Below are 21,277 nucleotides of genomic sequence, written 5' to 3' on the forward strand. Positions count from 1 at the left end.
CATGGAGTGTGAGAAACGTTGGAAAATGAAGCTTTAATTCTTGTTGAGGAATTAGCATTAAAGAAACAAAAAATATATCGTCAGAGTCCATTTATTTTCATTTTACGATCTATGCTTGCCAGCATGTTTATCGGTTTTGGTGTGATCGTCGCATTTAAAGCAGGTAATTTCTTTTTTATCGAGCATTCCCCGTTCGCTTATCCAATAGCAGCGTTGACATTTGGTGCAGCGATTATTTTAATCGCATATGGTGGAGGAGATCTATTTACAGGAAACACCTTCTATTTTTCCTATACAGCATTTCGGAAAAAGATTAGTTGGTTTGAAGTGTTAAAGCTTTGGTTGACAAGTTATGCTGGGAATATTTTAGGAGCTTGCTTCTTTGCTCTATTTATACTTTCCACCGGTTTGTTTGCTGATGATTCATCAACTAGCTTTTTATTAAGTGTGGCTGATAAAAAGGTTCATCTTTCAACATCAGAATTATTTTTCAGAGGAATTCTTTGTAATTGGCTCGTTTGTCTTGCTTTTTTTATTCCGATGAGGCTTCAAGGTGATGGGCCAAAATTGTTTACAATGATGCTGTTTGTATTTTGCTTTTTTATTTCTGGTTACGAGCACAGTATTGCAAATATGTGTACCTTCGCCATTGCATTTGTTTCAAATCCTCCAGATAGTTTTACAATTGCAGGAGTGATTCATAATCTCATTCCCGTTACATTAGGAAACTTAATAGGTGGTGGTATTTTAATGGGATGGATGTATTACTATGTGAATAAGCCATTTATCAATGAATGAATACTATCTATAAACGATGATGACTCAGCTCGGGCAGTCCCTACTTAGTCATCATCATTTTTTAAGGAGAAATGTTAAAAATAAGCATTACTTACTCGTTTCCCTACGTACAACAGGAGCTATCTCTGTTGCTAAAAGTTCGATCCCTTCTGCAACTTTATGAAATGGTATTGCGCCAATATCAATCTGTGCAATAAAGCGATGATGACCAAACAATTCGTATTGATGGAGAATCTTTTCAATAATTTGTTGTGGACTTCCTACGAATAATGCTGTTTCTGAGCTTGACATTCCTTCAAAATCAGCGCGAGACATCTTTGTCGTACTGCCACCTAGCTGACTGCTAACATATTGTTTATAATTTGAATAATAAGGGTAGAACTCATCTTTTGCTTGTTGAGTTGTTTTAGCGATATAACCATGACCTGTGACAGCAATTTTAAGTTCATTCAAGTTATGACCTGCCTCAATACCTGCTTTTCGATAGATGTCAACAAGTGGTTTAAATCGAGAGGGATTCCCTCCTAAAATTGCAAGTGCCATTCCTGTCCCTAAACGGCCAGCTCTTTCTGCACTTTCAGGTGTACCACCAACCCCAATCCATATTGGAAGTGTTTCTTGAGAAGGACGAGGGGCAATATCTGCATTTTGTAGTGTTGAACGATAATGACCTGTCCAAGAGATCTTATCGTTTTGGTTGAGCTTTTGAAATAGTTCAATATTTTCTAGAAAAAGGTCGTCATAGTCATCAAGGTTATACCCGAAAAGTGGAAAGGATTCTAGAAACGCTCCACGACCAGCGATTATTTCTGAACGTCCGTTTGACAGCAAATCCAATGTAGCAAAGTCTTCAAACAATCTTACCGGATCCACTGTACTTAAAACAGTAGTTGCACTTGTAAGCTTAATTTGTTTTGTGACTTGGGCTATTGCAGCTAAGACAACAGGTGTTGCAGATACAGCATAGTCTAAACGATGATGCTCACCAACTCCAAACACATCTATTCCCGCTTCATCAGCCAGCTTTGCTGCTGCTATTATTTCTTGTAATCGTTGTTGTGCAGAAATGACTTTTCCTGTATGCGGATCAGAACCTATATCGCCAAGTGTGTAAATCCCTATCTCGAATCTTGATTTCTTTATGTCTGTGTTGTCTATCATAGGATTTTTCCTCCAAATTACTTGTTGGTGCTTGATTTACTAAAAGGATATTTTTACCGGACCACTTACTTGGTCATCAATATTCCTAAAATACCTTTTGTAAATTCCTTTACCTATATACTTTACTATATTAACAAATCAGTTACTTTATGTAAGTGATTATATTTTAGTAAACGACTTATGTCAAGTAACTAATTTACGATACATAACTACATAATTTTTTATAATTTGGTATAATATCTTATAGAGGAGTGATGAAATATGAATAAATCTCTAATCTGTCCTAGGTTTGAAAAAGCAATGGGTATTTTAAGCCAAAGATGGACAGGGCTTGTTATTTACCAACTACTTAATGGCCCACAGCGTTTCTCTACCATCGAAACTTCTATTGGAATTACAGGAAGAGTTCTTTCAGATCGATTAAAGGACTTGGAGAATCAAGGAATTGTGAGTAGAGAAGTTTACCCTGAAACTCCAGTTAGAATTGAATATTCTTTAACTGAAAAAGGATTATCCTTAGAACCACTTTTAAGAGATATTGAAAAATGGTCTCAAACCTGGGTAAATTTGGAAGATGGTAACGAATAAAAAAGCCCCATTTCTGATCGTTCAGAAACGGGGCTTTTTCGAATGCCTAAGTGAAATTCCCTTTGATAAAAAATATCTCACCTCATCAAACGACTCTTCTCTTATTATTATTTTTTATAAATACCAAATGGCTTTCCCACTGGCAAAACTACCTGGCCAAAGTGTGTATTTAATACAACTGCAGCAGAACCATAAAACGAAAGTAAAGCAATAATAAACTCAGAGACAGCTGCTAGCATATGTGTCTCTTCGTGCATAATTCCAAATGTGCTTAATGATAAACCAATAAATAAAAAATCAATAAAGACAAAAATAAAAAATAGTACTTTATGTGTTTCCATCGCACCGATTGTCATATAAATACTAAAAATTAAATACCCAATAAACGCAACACCAAGTTGCTTCGGGTCTGCATCTGCAGCTAGTTTTTCACCAAAAAAACCTAACTGAATTAACCAAGACATTCCAACTCCAAACCAAAATAACCCAAAAGCCCCAAATGCTGTTGTTCCAAAAATATTGTTATGCTTAGCATCTTGAACACAAGCAAACAATTGTGCAATTCCACCTAAAAAGAACGCCCAAGGTAAGATAAATGAAAGACCTTCTGTTAACCCTAACTTTTGCGAAGATGCCACAAAAGTTACCATTGCTAAACCAAATAGACCTAATGCTGATGGATCTGCTGTTGTTACTTTTACTTGTTGTGTATTCTGAATATCCATTCTTTCCTCCTAAAAAAACATACTTAAATAAGATACATAAGAATAAGAATGGTGTCAAACTATTTCTTGAGTTTATTTGCTCAGGTGGACGACCTTCTGATCACCTTAAAATAACAGCAGTGGGATAATACCCACTGCTGCTTTTGTTAATTGTTAATTGTTAATTGTTAATTGAGTTACCTACCTCTGATACTGCACCCGATGTAAATTGGCAAAAATCCCATCTTGTTCAATTAATTCATCATGATTTCCTTCTTCAGCAATCCCGTTCTCTGTAACGACAACAATGCGATCAGCGTTGCGAATCGTTGCTAATCGATGCGCAATGACGAGCGTTGTACGATTTTTTGAAAGCTCAGTTAATGCTTTTTGAATAATTAATTCAGTCTCTGTATCAAGGGCTGAGGTTGCCTCATCTAATATTAAAATTGGTGGATTTTTCAAAAACATTCTCGCAATAGCAATTCGTTGCTTTTGACCTCCTGAAAGTTTTAGTCCTCTTTCACCAATTTGTGTGTCATAGCCAAATGGAAGTGATTCAATAAAGCTCTCTAAATGAGCTCGTTTCGCGGCTACTTCTATTTCTTCTTGTGTTGCATGTAATTTTCCATAGGCAATATTTTCTCTAAGAGTTCCTGTAAATAGAAAAACATCTTGTTGAACAATCCCAATTTGTGAGCGTAGGGAATGCTTCGTCATGTTACGAATATCGATCCCGTCAATTTTGATAGAACCACCCTCTACATCGTAAAAGCGTGGAATAAGTGAACAAATTGTTGTTTTTCCGGCACCTGATGGTCCAACAAAAGCAATCGTTTCTCCTGAAGAAATCGTTAAATCGATCCCTTCTAACACTCGTTTATGCTCATCATAACCAAATGACACGCCCTCAAACTTAATGTCACCCAGTAGTGAGGAAACTTCTACAGCATCCTTAACATCTACAACATCTGGGTCCATATCCATCAACTCAGTAAAACGTTTGAATCCAGCCATTCCTTTCGGGTAAAGCTCCATTAATGCACTAATTTTATCAATCGGTTTAAATAATACGTTTATATATAAAACAAATCCAACTAGTTCTCCATATGAAAGCTGACCCGTATAGCTTAACCACGCCCCAACTACCAGTACAGCCAAAGTGACAAATCGCGTCATCATATATATACCAGACAGGCTAAAGGACATAACCTTATATCCAGCAAGCTTTGCTTTACGAAACTTTTGGTTATTTGCCTGAAAACGGTTATTTTCAAAATGTTCGTTTGTAAATGATTGCACTACACGAACCCCTGACACACTATCCTCTACCCGAGAGTTCACATCTGCTATTTTAGTATACATATTCTTCCATGCACGATTCATTTTCATATTACTTACAACGATAAGCCAGCCAAGGAATGGTAATATTACTAACGCCACTAATGCAAGCTTTGCATTAATGGTGAACATGATCCAAAATGCACCTAAAAATGTCATAATTGAAATAAATAAATCCTCAGGTCCGTGATGTGCAAGCTCACCAATATCCATAAGGTCATTTGTAACACGGCTCATGATATTACCGGTTTTTGTATTATCAAAAAACTTAAATGATTGCTTTTGCACATGCTGAAACAACTGTCTTCTCATATCGGTTTCAATGTTAATGCCAAGCTTATGTCCCCAATAATTCACGATGAATTGTAAAAAAGTACTAATAATATACAGTAGTAATAACCCTATACTTACTGAAACAATTGCTCCCCAGTCTTCACTTGGTAGCAAGGAATCAATAAACCATTGTACAGCAAGTGGAAATGCTAATTCTAAAAGGGCTACGATAATAGCACTACTAAAATCAATAATAAAAAGCTTTTTATGAGGTATGTAATACGAATAAAAACGCCTTAGCATCTACTTCTTCTCCTTTTTTTCACATCATATAAACATATTATATTAGCATTAATTAGAAATAGATATATCAAAATGTTGTAGATTCCAGCAAACAAACGATATAATGTATGGTATCAAATCTGGAAAGGAGTAAAAATATTTTGACAAAATTAATTGGATATATCGGTACATACACAAAAGGTGAGAGTAAAGGGGTTTACAGTTTTACATTAGACACAGAAGCTTCTAAGCTAGGTGATGTAAAAGCAGTTGCTGAATTGGACAACCCTACATACGTAACGGTAAGCAACGACAACAAAACTCTCTATGCAGTTTTAAAAGAAGATAATGAGGGTGGTGTCGCTTCTTACACAATTAATACCCAAACTGGTGAGCTTTCCAAGGTAAATAGTCAAGTCATCGATGGTGCATCACCATGCCATGTGAGTGTTGACAGTGAAAATCGCCAAGTTGTAACTGCAAACTATCACAAGGGAACGATCGAGTCTTACTTAGTAGATGAAGATGGCACAGTAAATCCTGCTGTTTCAAATATGGAACACACAGGAAAAGGTCCACATGAAAGACAAGAAAAACCACATACTCATTTCTCAGGATTTACACCAGACGAGAAATATGTAATTGCTGTTGATTTAGGGATTGATAAAGTCATTACATATAAAAATGAAAGTGGAAAACTAGAAGAAGCTCACAGTTTATTGGTAAAGGCTGGTAGTGGTCCAAGACATATTACCTTCCATCCCAATGGAAAGTTTGCATATGTTATGACAGAGCTTAGTAATGAAGTTATCACTCTAAGTTATAATGCTGAAACTGGCATATTCACGGAATTACAATACATACCTACAATTCCTGCAGACTTCACTGAAAATAGTCAAGGAAGTGCCATTCATATTTCCTCAGATGGTCGTTTCGTCTATGCAGGAAATCGCGGACATAACAGCATTGCTGTATTCAGTGTTAATCAAGATAATGGCGAGCTCGCATTTGTTGAATATACCTCTACTGAAGGCAACTGGCCTCGTGACTTTGTATTAGATCCATCGGAAAACTTCATTGTTGCTTCAAATCAGGAAAGCAGCAATCTTGTGTTGTTCTCTAGAGATAGTGAAACAGGGAAACTGACATTGATACAATCTGATGTTTCGGTTCCTGATCCTGTTTGTGTCAAATTCCTAAACGTTTAAACTGTTTATATAACAAAGGATGAGCTTTAATATACTCATCCTTTCTTATGAAACAAATTAGGTTTCGAGCAAACTATGCCACTCCTCAAACCATTTGAAAACTTAACAACTATTTATTCGTTAAAGTACAGTTAGACAGACCATGTCTTCTAATTACCACTCACCACTCGGCAATACTTCCATCTTTATGTCTCCAAATTGGATTTCTCCAATTATGTCCCACGTTTGCAAGCTTCCTTACATGATCCTCATCAATTTCAATGCCTAATCCAGGTCCTGTAGGAATCTTGACATAGCCATCTTTGTATTCAAACACTTTTTTCTCAACAATATAGTCTAATAGATCATTTCCCTGATTGTAATGAATACCCAGACTTTGTTCCTGTATAAATGCATTATGACAGGTTGCATCAACTTGTAAGCATGCAGCTAATGCAATTGGTCCTAAAGGACAATGAGGAGCTGCTGCAACATCAAATGCCTCTGCCATTGATATGATTTTTTTGCATTCAGTAATTCCACCTGCGTGGGATAGATCTGGTTGAATAATATCAACATAGCCATCTTTTAATAGATTCTTATATTCCCATCTAGAAAACATTCTTTCACCTGTTGCAATTGGGATACTTGTGGCTTTAGCTATTTCTCTTAGTGCTTCATTATTGTCAGAAAGAACCGGTTCTTCTATAAACATCGGTCGAAATGCTTCTAACTCTTTTGCTAATACTTTCGCCATTGGTTTATGTACACGGCCATGAAAATCAATTCCAATTCCAATATATGGACCGACCGCTTCTCGAACAGCGGCAATCCGTTCAACAGCCTGATCAATTTTCTCGTAAGAATCGATTATTTGGAGTTCTTCTGTTCCATTCATTTTAACAGCAGTAAATCCTGCTTCAACTGCCGATTGTGCAGCCAAGCCTACATCAATTGGACGATCGCCACCAATCCATGAATAAACACGAATGGAATCTCTGCATGCACCACCTAATAATTCATAGATTGGTGCATTAAAATACTTCCCTTTTATATCCCATAGAGCTTGATCAATTCCCGCTATTGCACTCATTAAAATTGGACCGCCACGATAAAAACCTGATCGATACATCATGCTCCAATGATCTTCGATTCTATGAGGATCTTTTCCTATTAAATTTTCCATAAGCTCTTTTACAGCAGTGCCCACCGTTTCCGCTCTTCCTTCTATAACCGGTTCTCCCCACCCAACAATTCCTTCATCTGTTACGATCTTTAAAAATAACCACCGAGGTGGCACTTGAAATAATTCATATCCTGTAATTTTCATTTTAACCTCTCCTAATTAGTAATCAGAATTTATAGCTGATACAAATTGGCTCGCTTTTTTCGTTAGTTGTTGTAAATATTCATCTGTTATTTCATGTTTTGTATTCACTAATGCACTACCGATTCCACAGCCAACTGCACCTGCTTCTATAAAGTCATTGAGATTTTTTAGATCTATACCACCTGTTGGTAAAAGTGGAATGTGTGGGAGCGGACCTAAAATATCCTTTATATAATTAGGTCCTAAAGTTGCCGGAAAGACTTTAATAATATCTGCTCCATTCTGATAGGCTGATAGAATTTCAGTTGGCGTAAAAGCACCAGGAATACTAACTGCACCATATCTTTTTGTTAGTTTAATTGTTTCAATATCAACAGTAGGTGATAAAATAAACGTTGCTCCTGCTAAGACCGCACTTCTGGCGGTTTCAGCGTCTAGTACCGTCCCTGCCCCAATTAACACTTTGTCACCAAGTTCACTTGATACCTGCTTAATGACTGATAAGGCATTTGGAGAATTCATCGTAATTTCAATCAATTTTATGCCACCATCTTTTAGGGCATGAGAGATTTTTATTACATCATTAGGATTAGCTCCTCGAATGATAGCAATGATTTTATTTTCTAGTATTTCAGAAAGCGCATTCATTTCAATCCACCTCACTTTTCTTTTTACTCTTACACAGCTTTATTATATCGTTTAATCCTATATTCAATAAACCACAAAGCTTTAAGAAAGGCAAAAAAAAAGAGCTAACCGGTTATTTATCCGAGTCTGCTCTTTAAAAAGTGATTATTGATTCGCTTTTTTAATCCATTCTGCAACTGTAACAGTCCGTTTTGCCTGATGTTTAACTGTTCCTTCGACATCTTCAATCATTTTTCCATTTTGATCAACTGTTACACTTGTTCCGTATGGGTTTCCACCAGAGCCAAAAATAACTGGATCAGTATAACCTGGAGCTGCTACAATTGCTCCCCAATGATACATTGTAGTATACAAGGATAAAATCGTAGCCTCTTGACCACCATGTGGATTTTGTGCTGAAGACATGGCACTAACTGCTTTATTCACAAGTTTACCGTTAAACCATAGGCCACCTGTAGTATCTAGGAATGCTTTCATTTGTGAAGGCATATTACCAAATCTAGTTGGCACACTGAAAATGATTGCGTCAGCCCATTCTAAATCATCTAAGGTTACTTCAGGAACATTACTCGTAGCTTCAACATGTGCTTTCCATGCTGGATTTGAATCAATAGCTGCTTGTGGAGCTGTTTCTGGTACCTTTAAGACTTTTACCTCAGCACCAATTTCTTTCGCTCCCGCTTCTGCCCACTGTGCTAATTGATAATTTGTCCCACTTGCACTGTAGTAAATCACCGCTAATTTTACATTTGTCATTTGATTTGACTCCTTATCACTTGAATTTCCCTTGAATAATTTGTCCAAAAATCCCATTATTATCACCATTTTTTGATTTTCCCCAATAGAAGTTTCACTTTTCATTCCATATAGGGGATTGTGATTTTTGCATCTGGTAAAGAAAATGTTAGCTTACTTTTACCCTTATATTATTTCTCTTATTTTGTTTTTTTTAAACACGCTATCTCTTTTCTTATGAATAGACTATGGAAATCGTGTGAAATAAAAACAAGCTACCAAAAGCATCACAAGACTTAACAAATTCTACTTTTAACCTCCTTCCGCTTAGGATTGAACCTGCTTAATCTACATCAGCAAGCAACCCAATATAAAAAAGGATAAACCCCATTTCTGAGATTTACCCTTCCATCTTCAACAAATCCACTTACGATAAACTACTAACTTGCTCCTTTTCAATATCAGCGAGAGATGTTTCTTTTTCTTCAAGCCATAATATACTCGTTACTCCCCTTGGGTAGTACTTGCTGCCGGCAATTTCTCCGGAAATAATTTGATCACTCCAGCTCCAAACAGAAAGTGTAGGATGCGTTAACCATTCAACATGAGCAGCATCTGCTTTCGCACCCTTTTCATCCCATGTCCAGCCTAGTAGCTTACGAGCTATAAATTGACTTAGATAGATTTTACTTAGCCAAGAGTTGTTGCTTGTGGATGAGATTTTCCAACCACCATCCTCAAATAAGCAGACACCATCGACAAGAACTGTTTCTAGGTGCCTTTTCAATGCTTGAATGTAAGGACCGAAACGGCCATTAGGATCAAGGGCTTCTTCACAATTTGTGTAATACGGGAAAATTAAGCCTTCGATTGCTGGAATAATTTTCGAATCATTATTTTCGCCTACAACTGCTGGGATATACCCAACCTCTGTTACGAAGCTGACAATGCTTTCGGCACATTTTTCTGCTTGTACACCTGATTGCCTCGCAAGTACTTCTAGACCATTTCCTGCGAATAATTTTTCTAACGCAACATAAGAGGCCCAGCACTTTCCAGCCATGTAAATATTATTTCTTGCCTGGCCTAACGAAACATCCAAACTATCATAAGTTGTGATTTCAGCTCCTCCCATAACACGAGTTGAATCTAATGCCATAATTCCATTGCGTTCCTCTGGATTTGGATGATCACGATTAAGCATGCTTTCAAAACACCTAATGAAAATATCGATATTATCCTGAAGCCATTTTATATCATTCGTTTGTTCCACATAAACAGCCGCACATAAAACCCAGTTCACAAGCTGTTCATGTGTCATATGTGAGAAACAGCCATCTAATCCGTACAACTCATAGGATGAATAATGTGGTCGAGATATGGTATTGGCTACACCCATATCATGTGTAAAGCTGATCCCTCCAGGGTACACGGTTTCGTCGTTTGGAAAGCGAACTTGATCCTCATAGCTGAAGCGCCCCACGAACATATCTAATTCATTTTTCACTGTCCATGGATTCATTTTCATTTCAAAGAATAGCTGATCAACAGTTAGATCAAACGTATTCATCATTCGATATTCGCCTTCATTGACAATCCAGAATGGTTCTCCATCAATGTCAAGTAGCTGTGTACAGCCATAATAACTCCGGATGGAGTGGGCCATCATAAATCGTTGGTCATCTGATAAGTGATTCGCATTGTCAACCAATTCATTCGCTTTTTCTGCACGTTCCACGATTTTCACAGCGTTTTCTAATGAAAAGACTGCTACTTCTTCAATATTCTTAAAATAGCGAGTATAGTAGTAAGAAGCATCTAATCCAGCTGTAACATATCCAGAACGATGGAAACAAATTGCAAACTGATATGTACGTCTAGTTCCCGCTGGAACGTCCATAATCATTGCTGCAATTGGTCCTAAACCAAATGTCCAGTTCTCTTCGAACGGCGTTGTTAGAATATTTTCCATACTAAAGTGCATGGCTGATTTTACATCAGGATTAGCTGAAGCGATGGCTGTAATGCGTCCTTGACCAACACCAGTAACTCCTTCACACGTATCATCTAAACGACGCATTGAACTGTACGAATCATTTCCTTCATAGCCGAAAAATGCCCGTCTGCTTTTGCTTCCTTTCGTATTATCAACTGTTACCTCAGCGATGACAGCAGGGACAAGTGTAAGCTTTAGCTCGTCATTAGATGCTGAAGCTGGATCTGGTACTGATTGTGCTTGAGAATAAATTTTAAAGGTTAAATCCCCTGCATTCCATGTGTCAGTTCCTAGTTTAAAATCTCGAACAACCTCATCTTTTGCAAAAGGGTAAATCATTTTTGGTTTATCTTGTTCAGGATCAGGATTTTCAATATCATAGCGCTTACTTTCGTCCTCACCAGAATCAAAAAATGGCAAAGCATGATACATTCCAGCTTGATCTAATGACTCTACTCCGATAAACACATTTTTCCGTGGAGATCGACCAAGTTCTAGATCCAATCCACCTCCACTTCCTGGAAACCCAAGTGTAAAGCTAGAAAAAGCTCCAATTGGAGAGTGATGTGCATTAAAGTATTGATTTTTAACCATCGAATCCCTTCCTTCTACCATATTAGTATGTTACTTATTATCCTTTGACAGAGCCTGCCGCAATTCCTTCTACAATTCGATTACTAAAGAAGAAAAAGGCAATTAATATTGGGATAATACTAATCATAAGTGTTGCACCAATTGCACCCCACTCGGTCATGTACTGCCCAATAAAGTTCTGAATTCCAACTGTTAATGTTTTATACTTATCAGAACTAATAAATGTGTTAATAAATACAAATTCATTCCAATTATAAATCATATTGATGATGACAGTAGTTGATAAAACTGGTGCTGTCATTGGTAGTGTGATTTGAAAGAAAATCCGGTGTATCGAACATCCATCTATGATTGCTGCTTCTTCTACCTCACGAGGTAGCGTATAATAAAACCCCATTAAAATCATGATCGTAATTGGAAGGTTGAATGCTGTATACGATAAAACTACAGATAATGGGTGATCAATTAAATTAACCTTTAAAAAGAAGCTAAATAGTGGAATCAGTGTTGAGTGAACAGGAATCATCAGCCCTACCATAAATAAGCCAAGGACTAGTTTACTAAATTTCCACTTCATTCTTGTGATGGCAAACGTTACAAAGCTTGCCAAAAGCACAGTTAATAAAACTGATATAGTTGTGATCCAAACACTGTTAAAAAAGTAAAGACTAATATTTCCTTCTGTCCAAACCTTCGTATAATTTTCCCACTTCGGACTTGTTGGTAATGCAAACGGTGAATTGTTAAAAACTTCTTGATTATCCTTTAATGAGAAAAAGAACAACCAAACCAGTGGATAAACTTGAAAGATTGCAATGATGCCTAATGTTAAATATAGCAGTCCATACCCAAGGCGATTTACAATTCCATTAGCAGGTCTTTGAGTTATTAATGGAGTAGATACGTTTGGTTGTTTTTGTTGTTGTACCACGCTCATCTTCATTACTCCTTTCTTAATACTGAATTTCTTCATCAGTTGCTGTTAATTTACGAATCAACCATGTCACAACTAGGCAAATCAATAATAGGAAGAAGCCTACTGCACTTCCGTAACCAAAGTCATATGTTCCAAACGCTTTTTGATACATATAAGATGCCATAACCTCACTAGAACCATTTGGTCCTCCGCCTGTCATAACGTAAATTAAATCAAAATATTTTAATGAACCAACAATTGCTAAGACAATCGTTACTTTAATAACACCTGCAATTAATGGAACTTTAATTTTGTACGCAATTTGAAACGCATTAGCCCCGTCAATTTTCGCAGCTTCAATTAATGATTCAGGGATGTTCTTTAAAGCGGCATAATAGATTAAAATATAAAAGCCAGCATATTGCCAAATAATTGGAACGAATAGTGCAGATAAAACTAGGTTTGGTTCTGCTAACCATGCTGGTGGATTGTCTATCCCAAAGGAAATTAGCAAACTATTAACTAATCCGTTCGTTGGATGGTAGACTTTTAGCCAAAGCTGTGCAATCGCTACCGAAGATAACAGCATCGGAACTAAATAAATCTTCCTTAAAAAGTTTGCCCCCTTTATTTTGCCTGCTAGAATTAATGAAATTATAAGATAACCGATTAAACTAATCGCGGAAAAAATGGCTAGTAAAAACGAATGAAAGGCACTTTTCCAAAACTCAGCATCTTTTAACAGCTTTGTATAATTTTCTAACCCGATAAATGACATCTCTCCAATTCCATCCCACTTCATTAGTCCATAGTAGCCAGTTAAAATAATCGGTACATAGATTAAAACTAAGATTAATAGAAGTGCAGGCAAAACATATAATGTAATCACTAATTTATTGGACATTACTTTATCCATTATGATCTCCCCTTTCCTATGAAAAACTAAAGGTCGATAATGACCTTTTTGATACAGAAAAGGACATATCCTGAAATGATCGATATGTCCTTTTCCACATTACAACCTTACATGAACGTCTTGTATGTTACTCTTCACTAGCAAGAGCTTCCTCATGCTTCTTCGCAAATTCCTCTGGTGTTGCTTGTTCGCCAAACAATGCTTGGATCATATTTAAATGCTCCTGTGCAACTGATGCACTCATTTGTACATCTGCATACAACGTAATATTGCTAGCGTTGTTCAGTTCATCTAATACATCAATATACATTTGTGGTAAATCAACCTTTGAAGTATCAACCTTAGTAGCAGGAATCACACCAGCATCAGTTACAGATCTCTCTCCCCATTTTTGTACAAAGAATTCAACGAATTTTTTTGCTTCTTCTTTTACTTCAGATTTCTCTGATACGAATAAACCAACACCAGGCCCGCCAACAAAGCTGTTGATATCACCTTTTCCACCTTCAACAGTTGGAAATTTAAAGAAACCGATTGAGTCTCTGAATTCTTGAGGGACATCTTCGTTAGTTGTATAGTTTGGCAATTCCCATGATCCCATTAAATACATCGCAGCTTGCTCATTCATAAACGGTCCTTTCGCTTCATCATTCGATAAGCCATTGAAACCCTTTACAAAAGCATTCATACCTACTAAACTTTGAATCTCTTCAGCAGCTTGAATTAACGCTGGATCTTCAAACGTACCTGTACGGTTAATCGCATTTGTTAGCGTTTCAGGACCACCAAGGCGATCTGCTAAATACATATACCACAATGAACCTGTCCAACGATCTTTATTTCCTAACGTAATTGGTGTTACTCCATTATCAGCTAGTGTTTTCACAATATTTTTGAATTCTTCATATGTCTCTGGAACTTCTAGATTGTATTTTTCAAAAATCTTCTTATTATAGTAGACTGGTGCAATATTCAACTCTAGTGGTAAACCATATGTTTTTCCGTCTAAAGCATATGCTTCTGTTGTACCTGAAATAAATGATTCCCCAAGCTCACCTTCTAGTATGTCATCCAGTGGAGCAAATTTATTCCCCTTTACATAAGGTTCTAAGAAACCAGCAGCCCAAGTCATTCCAACATCAGGCAGTTCATTTGAAGCAGATAATATTTTCAACTTTTCTTTGTATTGCTCATTACTTAAAATTTCTTGTTCAATTTTCACACCTGGATTAGCCTTCTCATATTCTGCAGCAATATCGTTGACAATCATATTATGCTGCTTAGAACTCCCAGCTGGCCATAAGTGCATTAACTTTACAGTTACTTTATCACCTGAGCCTGATCCACCTTCATTACTTGTTTCACTTGAACTCGAACAACCAGACAATATTAGCCCTAGCATCATTGTAAGTACAAACAACATTGAAATCGCTTTCTTTCTCATGTATAAAATCCCCCTTTGATTTGATTCGTTGTACGTTTACAAGCTCATTATAGCATCGGATAAATTTAGCGATAAGGTAACAATGTTTGGGGAAAGTACTACTTTTTTTAGTTTTCTGTTTCACTAATGATTGCTGTTTTTCGATATTGACTTGGCGTTTGCCCCTCGTACTCTTTAAAAAGCTTAATAAAATATTTTGAGGTACTATAGCCTACTTCTTCAGCAATATCAGTAACAGATAGGTTCGAAACGATTAATAAATTTTTTGCCTTTTGAAGCCTGCTTCTAGTCACATATTCACTAAATGTCATTTTAGCCTGCTCTTTAAATAACACACTAAAATAACTTGGATTTAAATGCACTAAACTCGCAACTTCTTTTAACGAGAGCTGTTCATGTAAGGATTCATCAACATAATTCATCGCTCTTTTGATAGGTGTGTCTTCTCTTCGTTCGCCTTCCTTCACATCTACTAGTCGCTCATCTACGATTTTATGAATCTTACCTTCTCTTTCTCTCTTTTCCTGTACCTCTACGGCTTGCTCGACTGCTTCTATTAATTTACGTTTATTCAACGGCTTGAGCAGATAATTCAGTACTCCTAATTGGATCGCTTCTTGGGCATAGCTAAATTCCGAATAGGCAGAAATAATAATGACAACTGGATTTTGTTGTTGTGTTTTTAAGATTTTCAACATGTCAATCCCACTTATTTCTGGCATAGAAATATCGGTTATTAATATATGAATCTTCCTTTCTTTTAGGATTTCTATCGCTGCACTAGCACCATCAGAACTTATAATTTCATATTTCCCATCTGCCCAACCTTCAAGTGTCTTTTTCAACCCTTGTCTTGTTTTTGGTTCATCATCAACAATTAAAATCGTCTTTTTATGCATTAGAAAATACCCCCATTTATTGGCACCTCAAATGTAAAGCAAGTTCCTTCGTTAACTATACTGTTAATAGCAATTCTACTTATCTCATACTCTTTATAATATAGTTGTAACCGCTTATTAACGTTTGCGATGGCCATCCCATTCCCTTTTAAGGAAGTAACTTTACCAGCCTCTATTTTTGTCATAATCTTATCAATCGTTACCTGGTCCATCCCTGGCCCGTTATCCTTTACTAATATGATCAAATTGCTCGTAGATGGTGAAGGTTTTACACTTACCGTGACAAAACCTTTTCCGTGTTTATTTCCAACACCATGTAAAATAGCATTTTCAACAATTGGTTGAATGATTAGTTTAGGAATTTTAACACTTTCATAGTCTGAAGGAATATCAACACTCCAAGTGAAGCGCTCTCCAAATCTCATTTCCATTAATTGCATATACATTTCAACATGTTCTAGCTCTTGCTTTAATGTAACCCATTCATCTTGATTATGACTGCTAATTGTGTAGCGAAAAAGCTCTGACATGGCAATAACCGAATCAGCCAATTCGTCTTCGCCCTTTTCATCAAGTGACCAATATAATGCATCTAATGTATTAAATAAAAAGTGTGGATTAATTTGTGATTGCAATGCTTTTAACTCGGCTTGACTATTGACGATTTCTTTTTCATAAACAACCTGAATTAAATGATTTGTATGTTCCACTAATTGATTATAGGTTTGATTTAATTCATTAATTTCAATCGTTGAGGCGATTTCAGGATTTAACGTTAATTCTCCACCCTCTGATTTTTTCATTGTTTTCGTCAATTTTAGGATCGGATTAGCAATCATTGTTGACAGGAAAACTGAGCAAATTACAAAAATCAAAAATCCAAATGCGCCTGATAAAATAATGGCTGCACGTAAAACAGAGATCCCTTCCATTAGGGTACTAACAGGTGTTAAAATATGTAACGTCCAACCAGTAATCGAAGATTTTTGTTTAACTAACATGTAATCGTTTCCATTAAATGAAATCATTGTTTCATTTTTAGAGATAATTGGCCCTATTTCACCTTTATAATTGGAAGTAATCGCCTTATTATTTTGATCGACTAGAATCATATATTCACCATGATCCTTACTAGTCTCAGTGAATTCGAAATATTTTGCGTGTATTTGCACTAATAAATAACCGCCATTTGTAAACCAGCGGTCCATTAAACTAACACGTCTGATTGCCAGGAAAAATTCAGGTTCATTTGGATCCTTTCCAATCCATACTAACTTACCTTCAGCCTGATCTGCTGCTTCAATCCATCTGTTATCAACACGGTGAAACAATCCATCCTCGTCTAATGGAATAAGCTTTCGATAATTTGTTGAATAAAGCTCAAATGCATTTATTCCATCTGAATACACTTGAAAGGTGTTTCCTACTTGCATCAATGCTTGTCTCTCTTTAAAAGTTGCATATTGACCTTGTTTTTCAGACAATAGCAGCTGTTGAACATAAGAATTTGTTGCAACTTGCTTTGTCAGCATGTCAATTTGCTGGTACAGTGACTCCATACGTCCGTTTGCTTCGATTGCTGTTTGTTGAATTTGTTTTTCACCATTATTTTTCAACAAACTAGAGACAATGTTATATGTCATAATTCCTACAATACAAAGGACAATAACCATCACACTTAAAAAGACAAATAAAATTTGGTTTCGCAATGTATTATATTTACCTAATCTTAACCTCATATAAGTTCAACCTCTCAAAAACGCTAAGTTAAAAGTTTCAGAATCTTGCTTTTATACATTATCATAAAAATAATTATTTTTACATAGATCACTAAGTTATCTTATAGGTTTATAAGTTTTGAGTTGTGATACATAATTTATAGGTTGAGGAAAAGCTAAAAATGGTGTATTACACCAAAAAACTGCAATGTGGAGGGAGAAACTTTGAGAATGATACTTTTTCACTTATTCCCTAGCTTGTCATTTGCGATATTACCTGTAACAATTTTGTTACGTAAAGCAATATATAGGGTAAGATGGATTTTTAAAGCTCCATCTATTACTTAAGTGTTGAGTATTCTTAAAAAACACTCTGATTCACATTGTTGGAAGTTGAAAAGGCAAGCGCACTTTAAGCGCTTGCCTTTTCAACTTTTTTATTTAACTAAATCAATGAATGCTTGTTTAAGATAAACGGCTCGTGCGCTTTGATGAAATATTCATGTGATTGAAAGTGACTTACACTTTTCTGATCATCCTCCCACACCCATGCATCCATTTCAGATTGTGTCTTATGAGCACGGTATGCACGCAGCTTATGTAAATGTTCGTTTTTGACATTGATTTCTGTTATTTGATCCGGTAAAAAACCATAGACTTTTGGATCTTGGGCTACATTTGACCAACAAACATAGTATAGTTCTGCTTCCCGATTTATTTTATCATATCTTGCAAATGCTGATTTTGTTGCAAGCCCGATTGTACAATGATCAGGGTGACCACCTAGTGTTTCATGAAAGGTTATCACAGCATCTGGTTTGACATCATTCATCTGCTCATAAACTATCTGTGTGAGTGATTCAAATGGATGAATTTCTAGCAATTTATCACGAATTCCTAAAAAACGTAACTCCTCGATATGTAATGCTTTGCATGCATTAATTAGCTCTTGTTCTCGTAGTTTTGGAATACTCTCTCTCGTTGCAATTGGCGGAACTCCCATTCTCCTGCCCATTTCCCCTTTTGTAGCACAAACAAGTACAACTCGGTGACCATCATAAGCATATTTAGCCAACGTTCCACCACATATGAATGTCTCATCATCAGGGTGAGCAAACACTACCAAGATTGTTGCCATCATTAAACCCCTTCTTTTCCCTAAATTAATGAAGCCTATTGATTAAATTACAAATGGTTTAGAACTTATTTCAAGTGTCCGAGCAAGGCGGTCAACATGATCATAACCACTGATTACAACCAATTCTTCGGATATTGACATATGGGTTAGATCATCAACATGGATAATTGATTGTTGCTGATCCATCTCTAAAAAAACACGAAATGATTGATCTCCTTTTACATGTACATTTGATAAAGTAGCTTTTCCATTTCTAAAGTAACCACCAGGATTTATCTCAATGTGAAGATAAATATTTGTTCCGAGCCATTGTTGGAGTTTATCTAAAAGAGATTGAGAATGAATTGGTACCATTGTAAAACACCTCCACTCTAAATTGTAAAAGGAAAAAAGCAGGAAGTTTACCCTAAGAAATAATCAACTTTATAGTTTTTTAGATTTCGACAAAATCCTTTTGATCAACATTAAACTCAATTAAATTCAAATCGGGATCCATACAGAAAATTTGCGCAAAGCCACTTTTACTATTCGGTTTTTCTGTTATTTCAATTCCTAACTCCTTTAAATGGTTCAATGTTTCACCATAATCTTTCACACGTATAGCTAAATGTCCATCTTTAGAATTAATCGTTTGCTCTGTACGTAACGTTGAAGAATCTTTGTAAACAATTAAATGAAGCTGTTGGTTTCCTACTTGATACCAAGCTCCTGGAAAATCAAAATTTGGTCTTTCCAATTCTTGGAAACCTAGTAGTGTACCATAAAAATGTTTTGCCTTCTGTAAATCGGTCACTGAAAGACTAACATGGTGGATGCTTTCTATATTGATCATTTTGGACAACTCCTTCTAGTAATAATGCAAATAATTTAGTTAATTATAGCAGATGAAAACGCTATTATGCATTATATAGGATTCTTCAAGAATTAAGCATAACCCACAGGAAAAAAATGTATGAACACACAAAAAAAGGACAAGATAAGATAATTATTCAATTAGTTTTTTAAGTGGAGTGTTTGAAAAAAATGAAAAGTGCGTGGAACCGTTTATTCAAAATACAAAAAAAAGAAAAGATGCAACAAAAGGTAAGCTTTGATGATACAAATAATACACAATATCCAGAAGAGCTAAGTTCTTCAATTGATACCAATATTCAACACATTAAACAAGCTTTTGGAAATAGCGGTGATTTAATCATTCGTGAATTTAGTATGGGAAAACCATTGTTACATAATGTTGCTTCTATTTATGTAAACGGATTAATTGATAAGGAAATCATGGGAAACTTTATTATTGAAAAACTCATGAATGATACTAATATCAATAATCTTGAAGAGCCTTTGTCACCAAATAAATTAGGGACATATATAAAAGATCATATTATTACAATTACAAGTGTTGAAATTGTTTCAGATATGAAAAACTTGCTTTCAAATCTACTCTCTGGACAAACAATTGTTCTAGTTGACGGTTCATCTGAGGCTTTGAACTGTGCTTCTCAAGGTGGAGAGTTACGTTCAATATCAGAACCTACTGCAGAATCTTCGGTTCGTGGACCAAAAGAGAGTTTTACTGAATCTCTTATTACAAATACATCCATGGTACGTCGGAGAATTAAAAGTCCAAATCTATGGCTAGAAACAAGAAAGCTAGGAAAGATTACGCAAACAGAGATTGGCATTATGTATTTAAACGGTATTGTTAGCGATAAGCTACTTAACGAAGTAAGAGAACGTCTTGATAAGATTGATGTTGATGAAATTCTTGGTTCCAACACTATTGAAGAATGGATTACAGATGATGTGTACACTCCCTGGCCTACAATCTTTGTGACAGAACGTCCTGATGTGGTTACAGGTAACTTACTTGAAGGACGTGTGGCTATTTTTGTTGATGGAACACCGATACCTTTGATCGTTCCAGCAACCTGGAATCAATTTATTCAAACAGCAGAAGATTATTATTTACGTTGGAGTATTTCTGGGTTTTTAAGATTTATTAGAATTGTTTCTTTTTTGATCACTTTACTTGGTCCATCCCTTTTCATTGCATTTGTTTCGTTTCACCCTGAATTAATTCCAACTCCCTTGCTAATTAATATAGCTGCACAAAGACAATCTATTCCCTTCCCTATTATTATCGAGGCACTACTAATGGAATTTACTTTTGAAGTGTTACGTGAAGCTGGTGTGCGAATGCCTCGACCTGTTGGCCAAGCAGTTTCAATTGTGGGTGCACTCGTATTAGGGGAAGCAGCGGTTTCTGCTGGGATTGTGTCAAGTGCGATGGTCATTGTTGTTGCTGCAACAGCAATTGCCAGCTTTACAATCCCCCATTATTCACTAACAGATGCAACTCGATTACTTCGATTTATGATGATGATATTAGCAAGTACCTTTGGACTTTATGGGATTGGATTAGGTGTCATACTATTGGTTGCACATACAGTGAGTCTGAGGTCATTTGGAATTCCATATTTAGCTCCATTTGCTCCCTTAATTATTACTGATCAACAGGATGCGATTTTACGCTTACCAAAACCTTTTATGTCCAAGCGTCCACAACTTATTAGTCAAAAGAGAAAAAATAGAAATTAAACATTGGATCAGAG

19 protein-coding genes are annotated in these 21,277 nt (G+C 36.1%); 4 read left to right on the forward strand and 15 right to left on the reverse strand.

Features of this window, described 5'->3' with window-relative positions:
• The first annotated feature begins 18 nt into the window (after window positions 1-18).
• The gene (locus WCV66_RS22130; protein WP_338786862.1) at window positions 19-798 is read left to right on the forward strand and encodes a formate/nitrite transporter family protein; all 780 of its coding nucleotides are present in this window, start codon (window positions 19-21) and stop codon (window positions 796-798) included.
• Window positions 799-885: 87 nt separating this feature from the next.
• On the opposite strand, the gene WCV66_RS22135 is transcribed toward WCV66_RS22130, so the two are convergent.
• A complete protein-coding gene (locus WCV66_RS22135; RefSeq protein WP_338786864.1) occupies window positions 886-1,959 on the reverse strand; it encodes an LLM class flavin-dependent oxidoreductase in 1,074 nt (357 codons plus the stop codon).
• Between the two features lie 261 nt (window positions 1,960-2,220).
• Here WCV66_RS22135 and WCV66_RS22140 point away from each other — a divergent pair, with 261 nt between their 5' ends.
• Window positions 2,221-2,547, forward strand: coding sequence for a winged helix-turn-helix transcriptional regulator (locus WCV66_RS22140; RefSeq protein ID WP_066331416.1), 327 nt, complete (start codon window positions 2,221-2,223; stop codon window positions 2,545-2,547).
• Window positions 2,548-2,654: 107 nt separating this feature from the next.
• Here WCV66_RS22140 and WCV66_RS22145 read toward each other — a convergent pair whose 3' ends face one another.
• Window positions 2,655-3,272: an acetate uptake transporter gene (locus WCV66_RS22145; protein ID WP_066331417.1), complete on the reverse strand. Its 618-nt coding sequence runs from the start codon at window positions 3,270-3,272 to the stop codon at window positions 2,655-2,657.
• A gap of 180 nt (window positions 3,273-3,452) precedes the next feature.
• A complete protein-coding gene (locus tag WCV66_RS22150; RefSeq protein ID WP_338786865.1) occupies window positions 3,453-5,168 on the reverse strand; it encodes an ABC transporter ATP-binding protein in 1,716 nt (571 codons plus the stop codon).
• Window positions 5,169-5,308: 140 nt separating this feature from the next.
• Here WCV66_RS22150 and WCV66_RS22155 point away from each other — a divergent pair, with 140 nt between their 5' ends.
• Entirely contained in the window at window positions 5,309-6,355 is a 1,047-nt protein-coding gene (locus WCV66_RS22155; protein ID WP_338786866.1) for a lactonase family protein, read from the forward strand.
• Between the two features lie 160 nt (window positions 6,356-6,515).
• Here the strand turns inward: WCV66_RS22155 and dgoD are convergent, their stop codons facing one another.
• From dgoD to WCV66_RS22215, 12 genes are all read right to left on the reverse strand, one after another.
• Complete coding sequence (gene dgoD, locus WCV66_RS22160) at window positions 6,516-7,664, reverse strand: galactonate dehydratase (protein WP_066331432.1); 1,149 nt, start codon at window positions 7,662-7,664, stop codon at window positions 6,516-6,518.
• A gap of 15 nt (window positions 7,665-7,679) precedes the next feature.
• A complete protein-coding gene (locus WCV66_RS22165) occupies window positions 7,680-8,312 on the reverse strand; it encodes a bifunctional 4-hydroxy-2-oxoglutarate aldolase/2-dehydro-3-deoxy-phosphogluconate aldolase (RefSeq protein ID WP_338786868.1) in 633 nt (210 codons plus the stop codon).
• Window positions 8,313-8,456: 144 nt separating this feature from the next.
• Entirely contained in the window at window positions 8,457-9,125 is a 669-nt protein-coding gene (gene wrbA / locus WCV66_RS22170; RefSeq protein ID WP_066331692.1) for an NAD(P)H:quinone oxidoreductase, read from the reverse strand.
• A gap of 349 nt (window positions 9,126-9,474) precedes the next feature.
• Complete coding sequence (locus tag WCV66_RS22175; RefSeq protein ID WP_338786869.1) at window positions 9,475-11,637, reverse strand: glycoside hydrolase family 52 protein; 2,163 nt, start codon at window positions 11,635-11,637, stop codon at window positions 9,475-9,477.
• 37 nt (window positions 11,638-11,674) lie between these two features.
• The gene (locus WCV66_RS22180) at window positions 11,675-12,580 is read right to left on the reverse strand and encodes a carbohydrate ABC transporter permease (protein WP_413789605.1); all 906 of its coding nucleotides are present in this window, start codon (window positions 12,578-12,580) and stop codon (window positions 11,675-11,677) included.
• A gap of 10 nt (window positions 12,581-12,590) precedes the next feature.
• A complete protein-coding gene (locus WCV66_RS22185) occupies window positions 12,591-13,469 on the reverse strand; it encodes a carbohydrate ABC transporter permease (protein WP_066331435.1) in 879 nt (292 codons plus the stop codon).
• A gap of 127 nt (window positions 13,470-13,596) precedes the next feature.
• Window positions 13,597-14,913 carry an extracellular solute-binding protein gene (locus WCV66_RS22190; protein WP_338786871.1) on the reverse strand — a complete coding sequence of 439 codons (1,317 nt, stop codon included), beginning with the start codon at window positions 14,911-14,913 and terminating at the stop codon, window positions 13,597-13,599.
• 107 nt (window positions 14,914-15,020) lie between these two features.
• A complete protein-coding gene (locus WCV66_RS22195) occupies window positions 15,021-15,812 on the reverse strand; it encodes a response regulator transcription factor (RefSeq protein WP_338786872.1) in 792 nt (263 codons plus the stop codon).
• Entirely contained in the window at window positions 15,812-17,551 is a 1,740-nt protein-coding gene (locus WCV66_RS22200; protein ID WP_338786873.1) for a sensor histidine kinase, read from the reverse strand. The genes WCV66_RS22195 and WCV66_RS22200 overlap by 1 nt, the downstream gene beginning before the upstream one ends.
• Before the next feature lie 424 nt (window positions 17,552-17,975).
• A complete protein-coding gene (locus WCV66_RS22205; RefSeq protein ID WP_338786874.1) occupies window positions 17,976-18,668 on the reverse strand; it encodes a PIG-L family deacetylase in 693 nt (230 codons plus the stop codon).
• 42 nt (window positions 18,669-18,710) lie between these two features.
• Entirely contained in the window at window positions 18,711-19,022 is a 312-nt protein-coding gene (locus WCV66_RS22210; protein ID WP_338786875.1) for a DUF1806 family protein, read from the reverse strand.
• 79 nt (window positions 19,023-19,101) lie between these two features.
• Window positions 19,102-19,500, reverse strand: a complete 399-nt coding sequence (locus tag WCV66_RS22215; RefSeq protein ID WP_338786876.1) for a VOC family protein — start codon at window positions 19,498-19,500, stop codon at window positions 19,102-19,104.
• A gap of 191 nt (window positions 19,501-19,691) precedes the next feature.
• Between WCV66_RS22215 and WCV66_RS22220 the strand changes: the two genes are divergently transcribed.
• The gene (locus tag WCV66_RS22220; protein ID WP_338786877.1) at window positions 19,692-21,263 is read left to right on the forward strand and encodes a spore germination protein; all 1,572 of its coding nucleotides are present in this window, start codon (window positions 19,692-19,694) and stop codon (window positions 21,261-21,263) included.
• The last annotated feature ends 14 nt before the right edge of the window (window positions 21,264-21,277 follow it).

Origin of the sequence: Metabacillus rhizosphaerae (assembly GCF_037201795.1) — a bacterium.
In the GTDB taxonomy this organism is placed as follows: domain Bacteria; phylum Bacillota; class Bacilli; order Bacillales; family Bacillaceae; genus Metabacillus; species Metabacillus rhizosphaerae.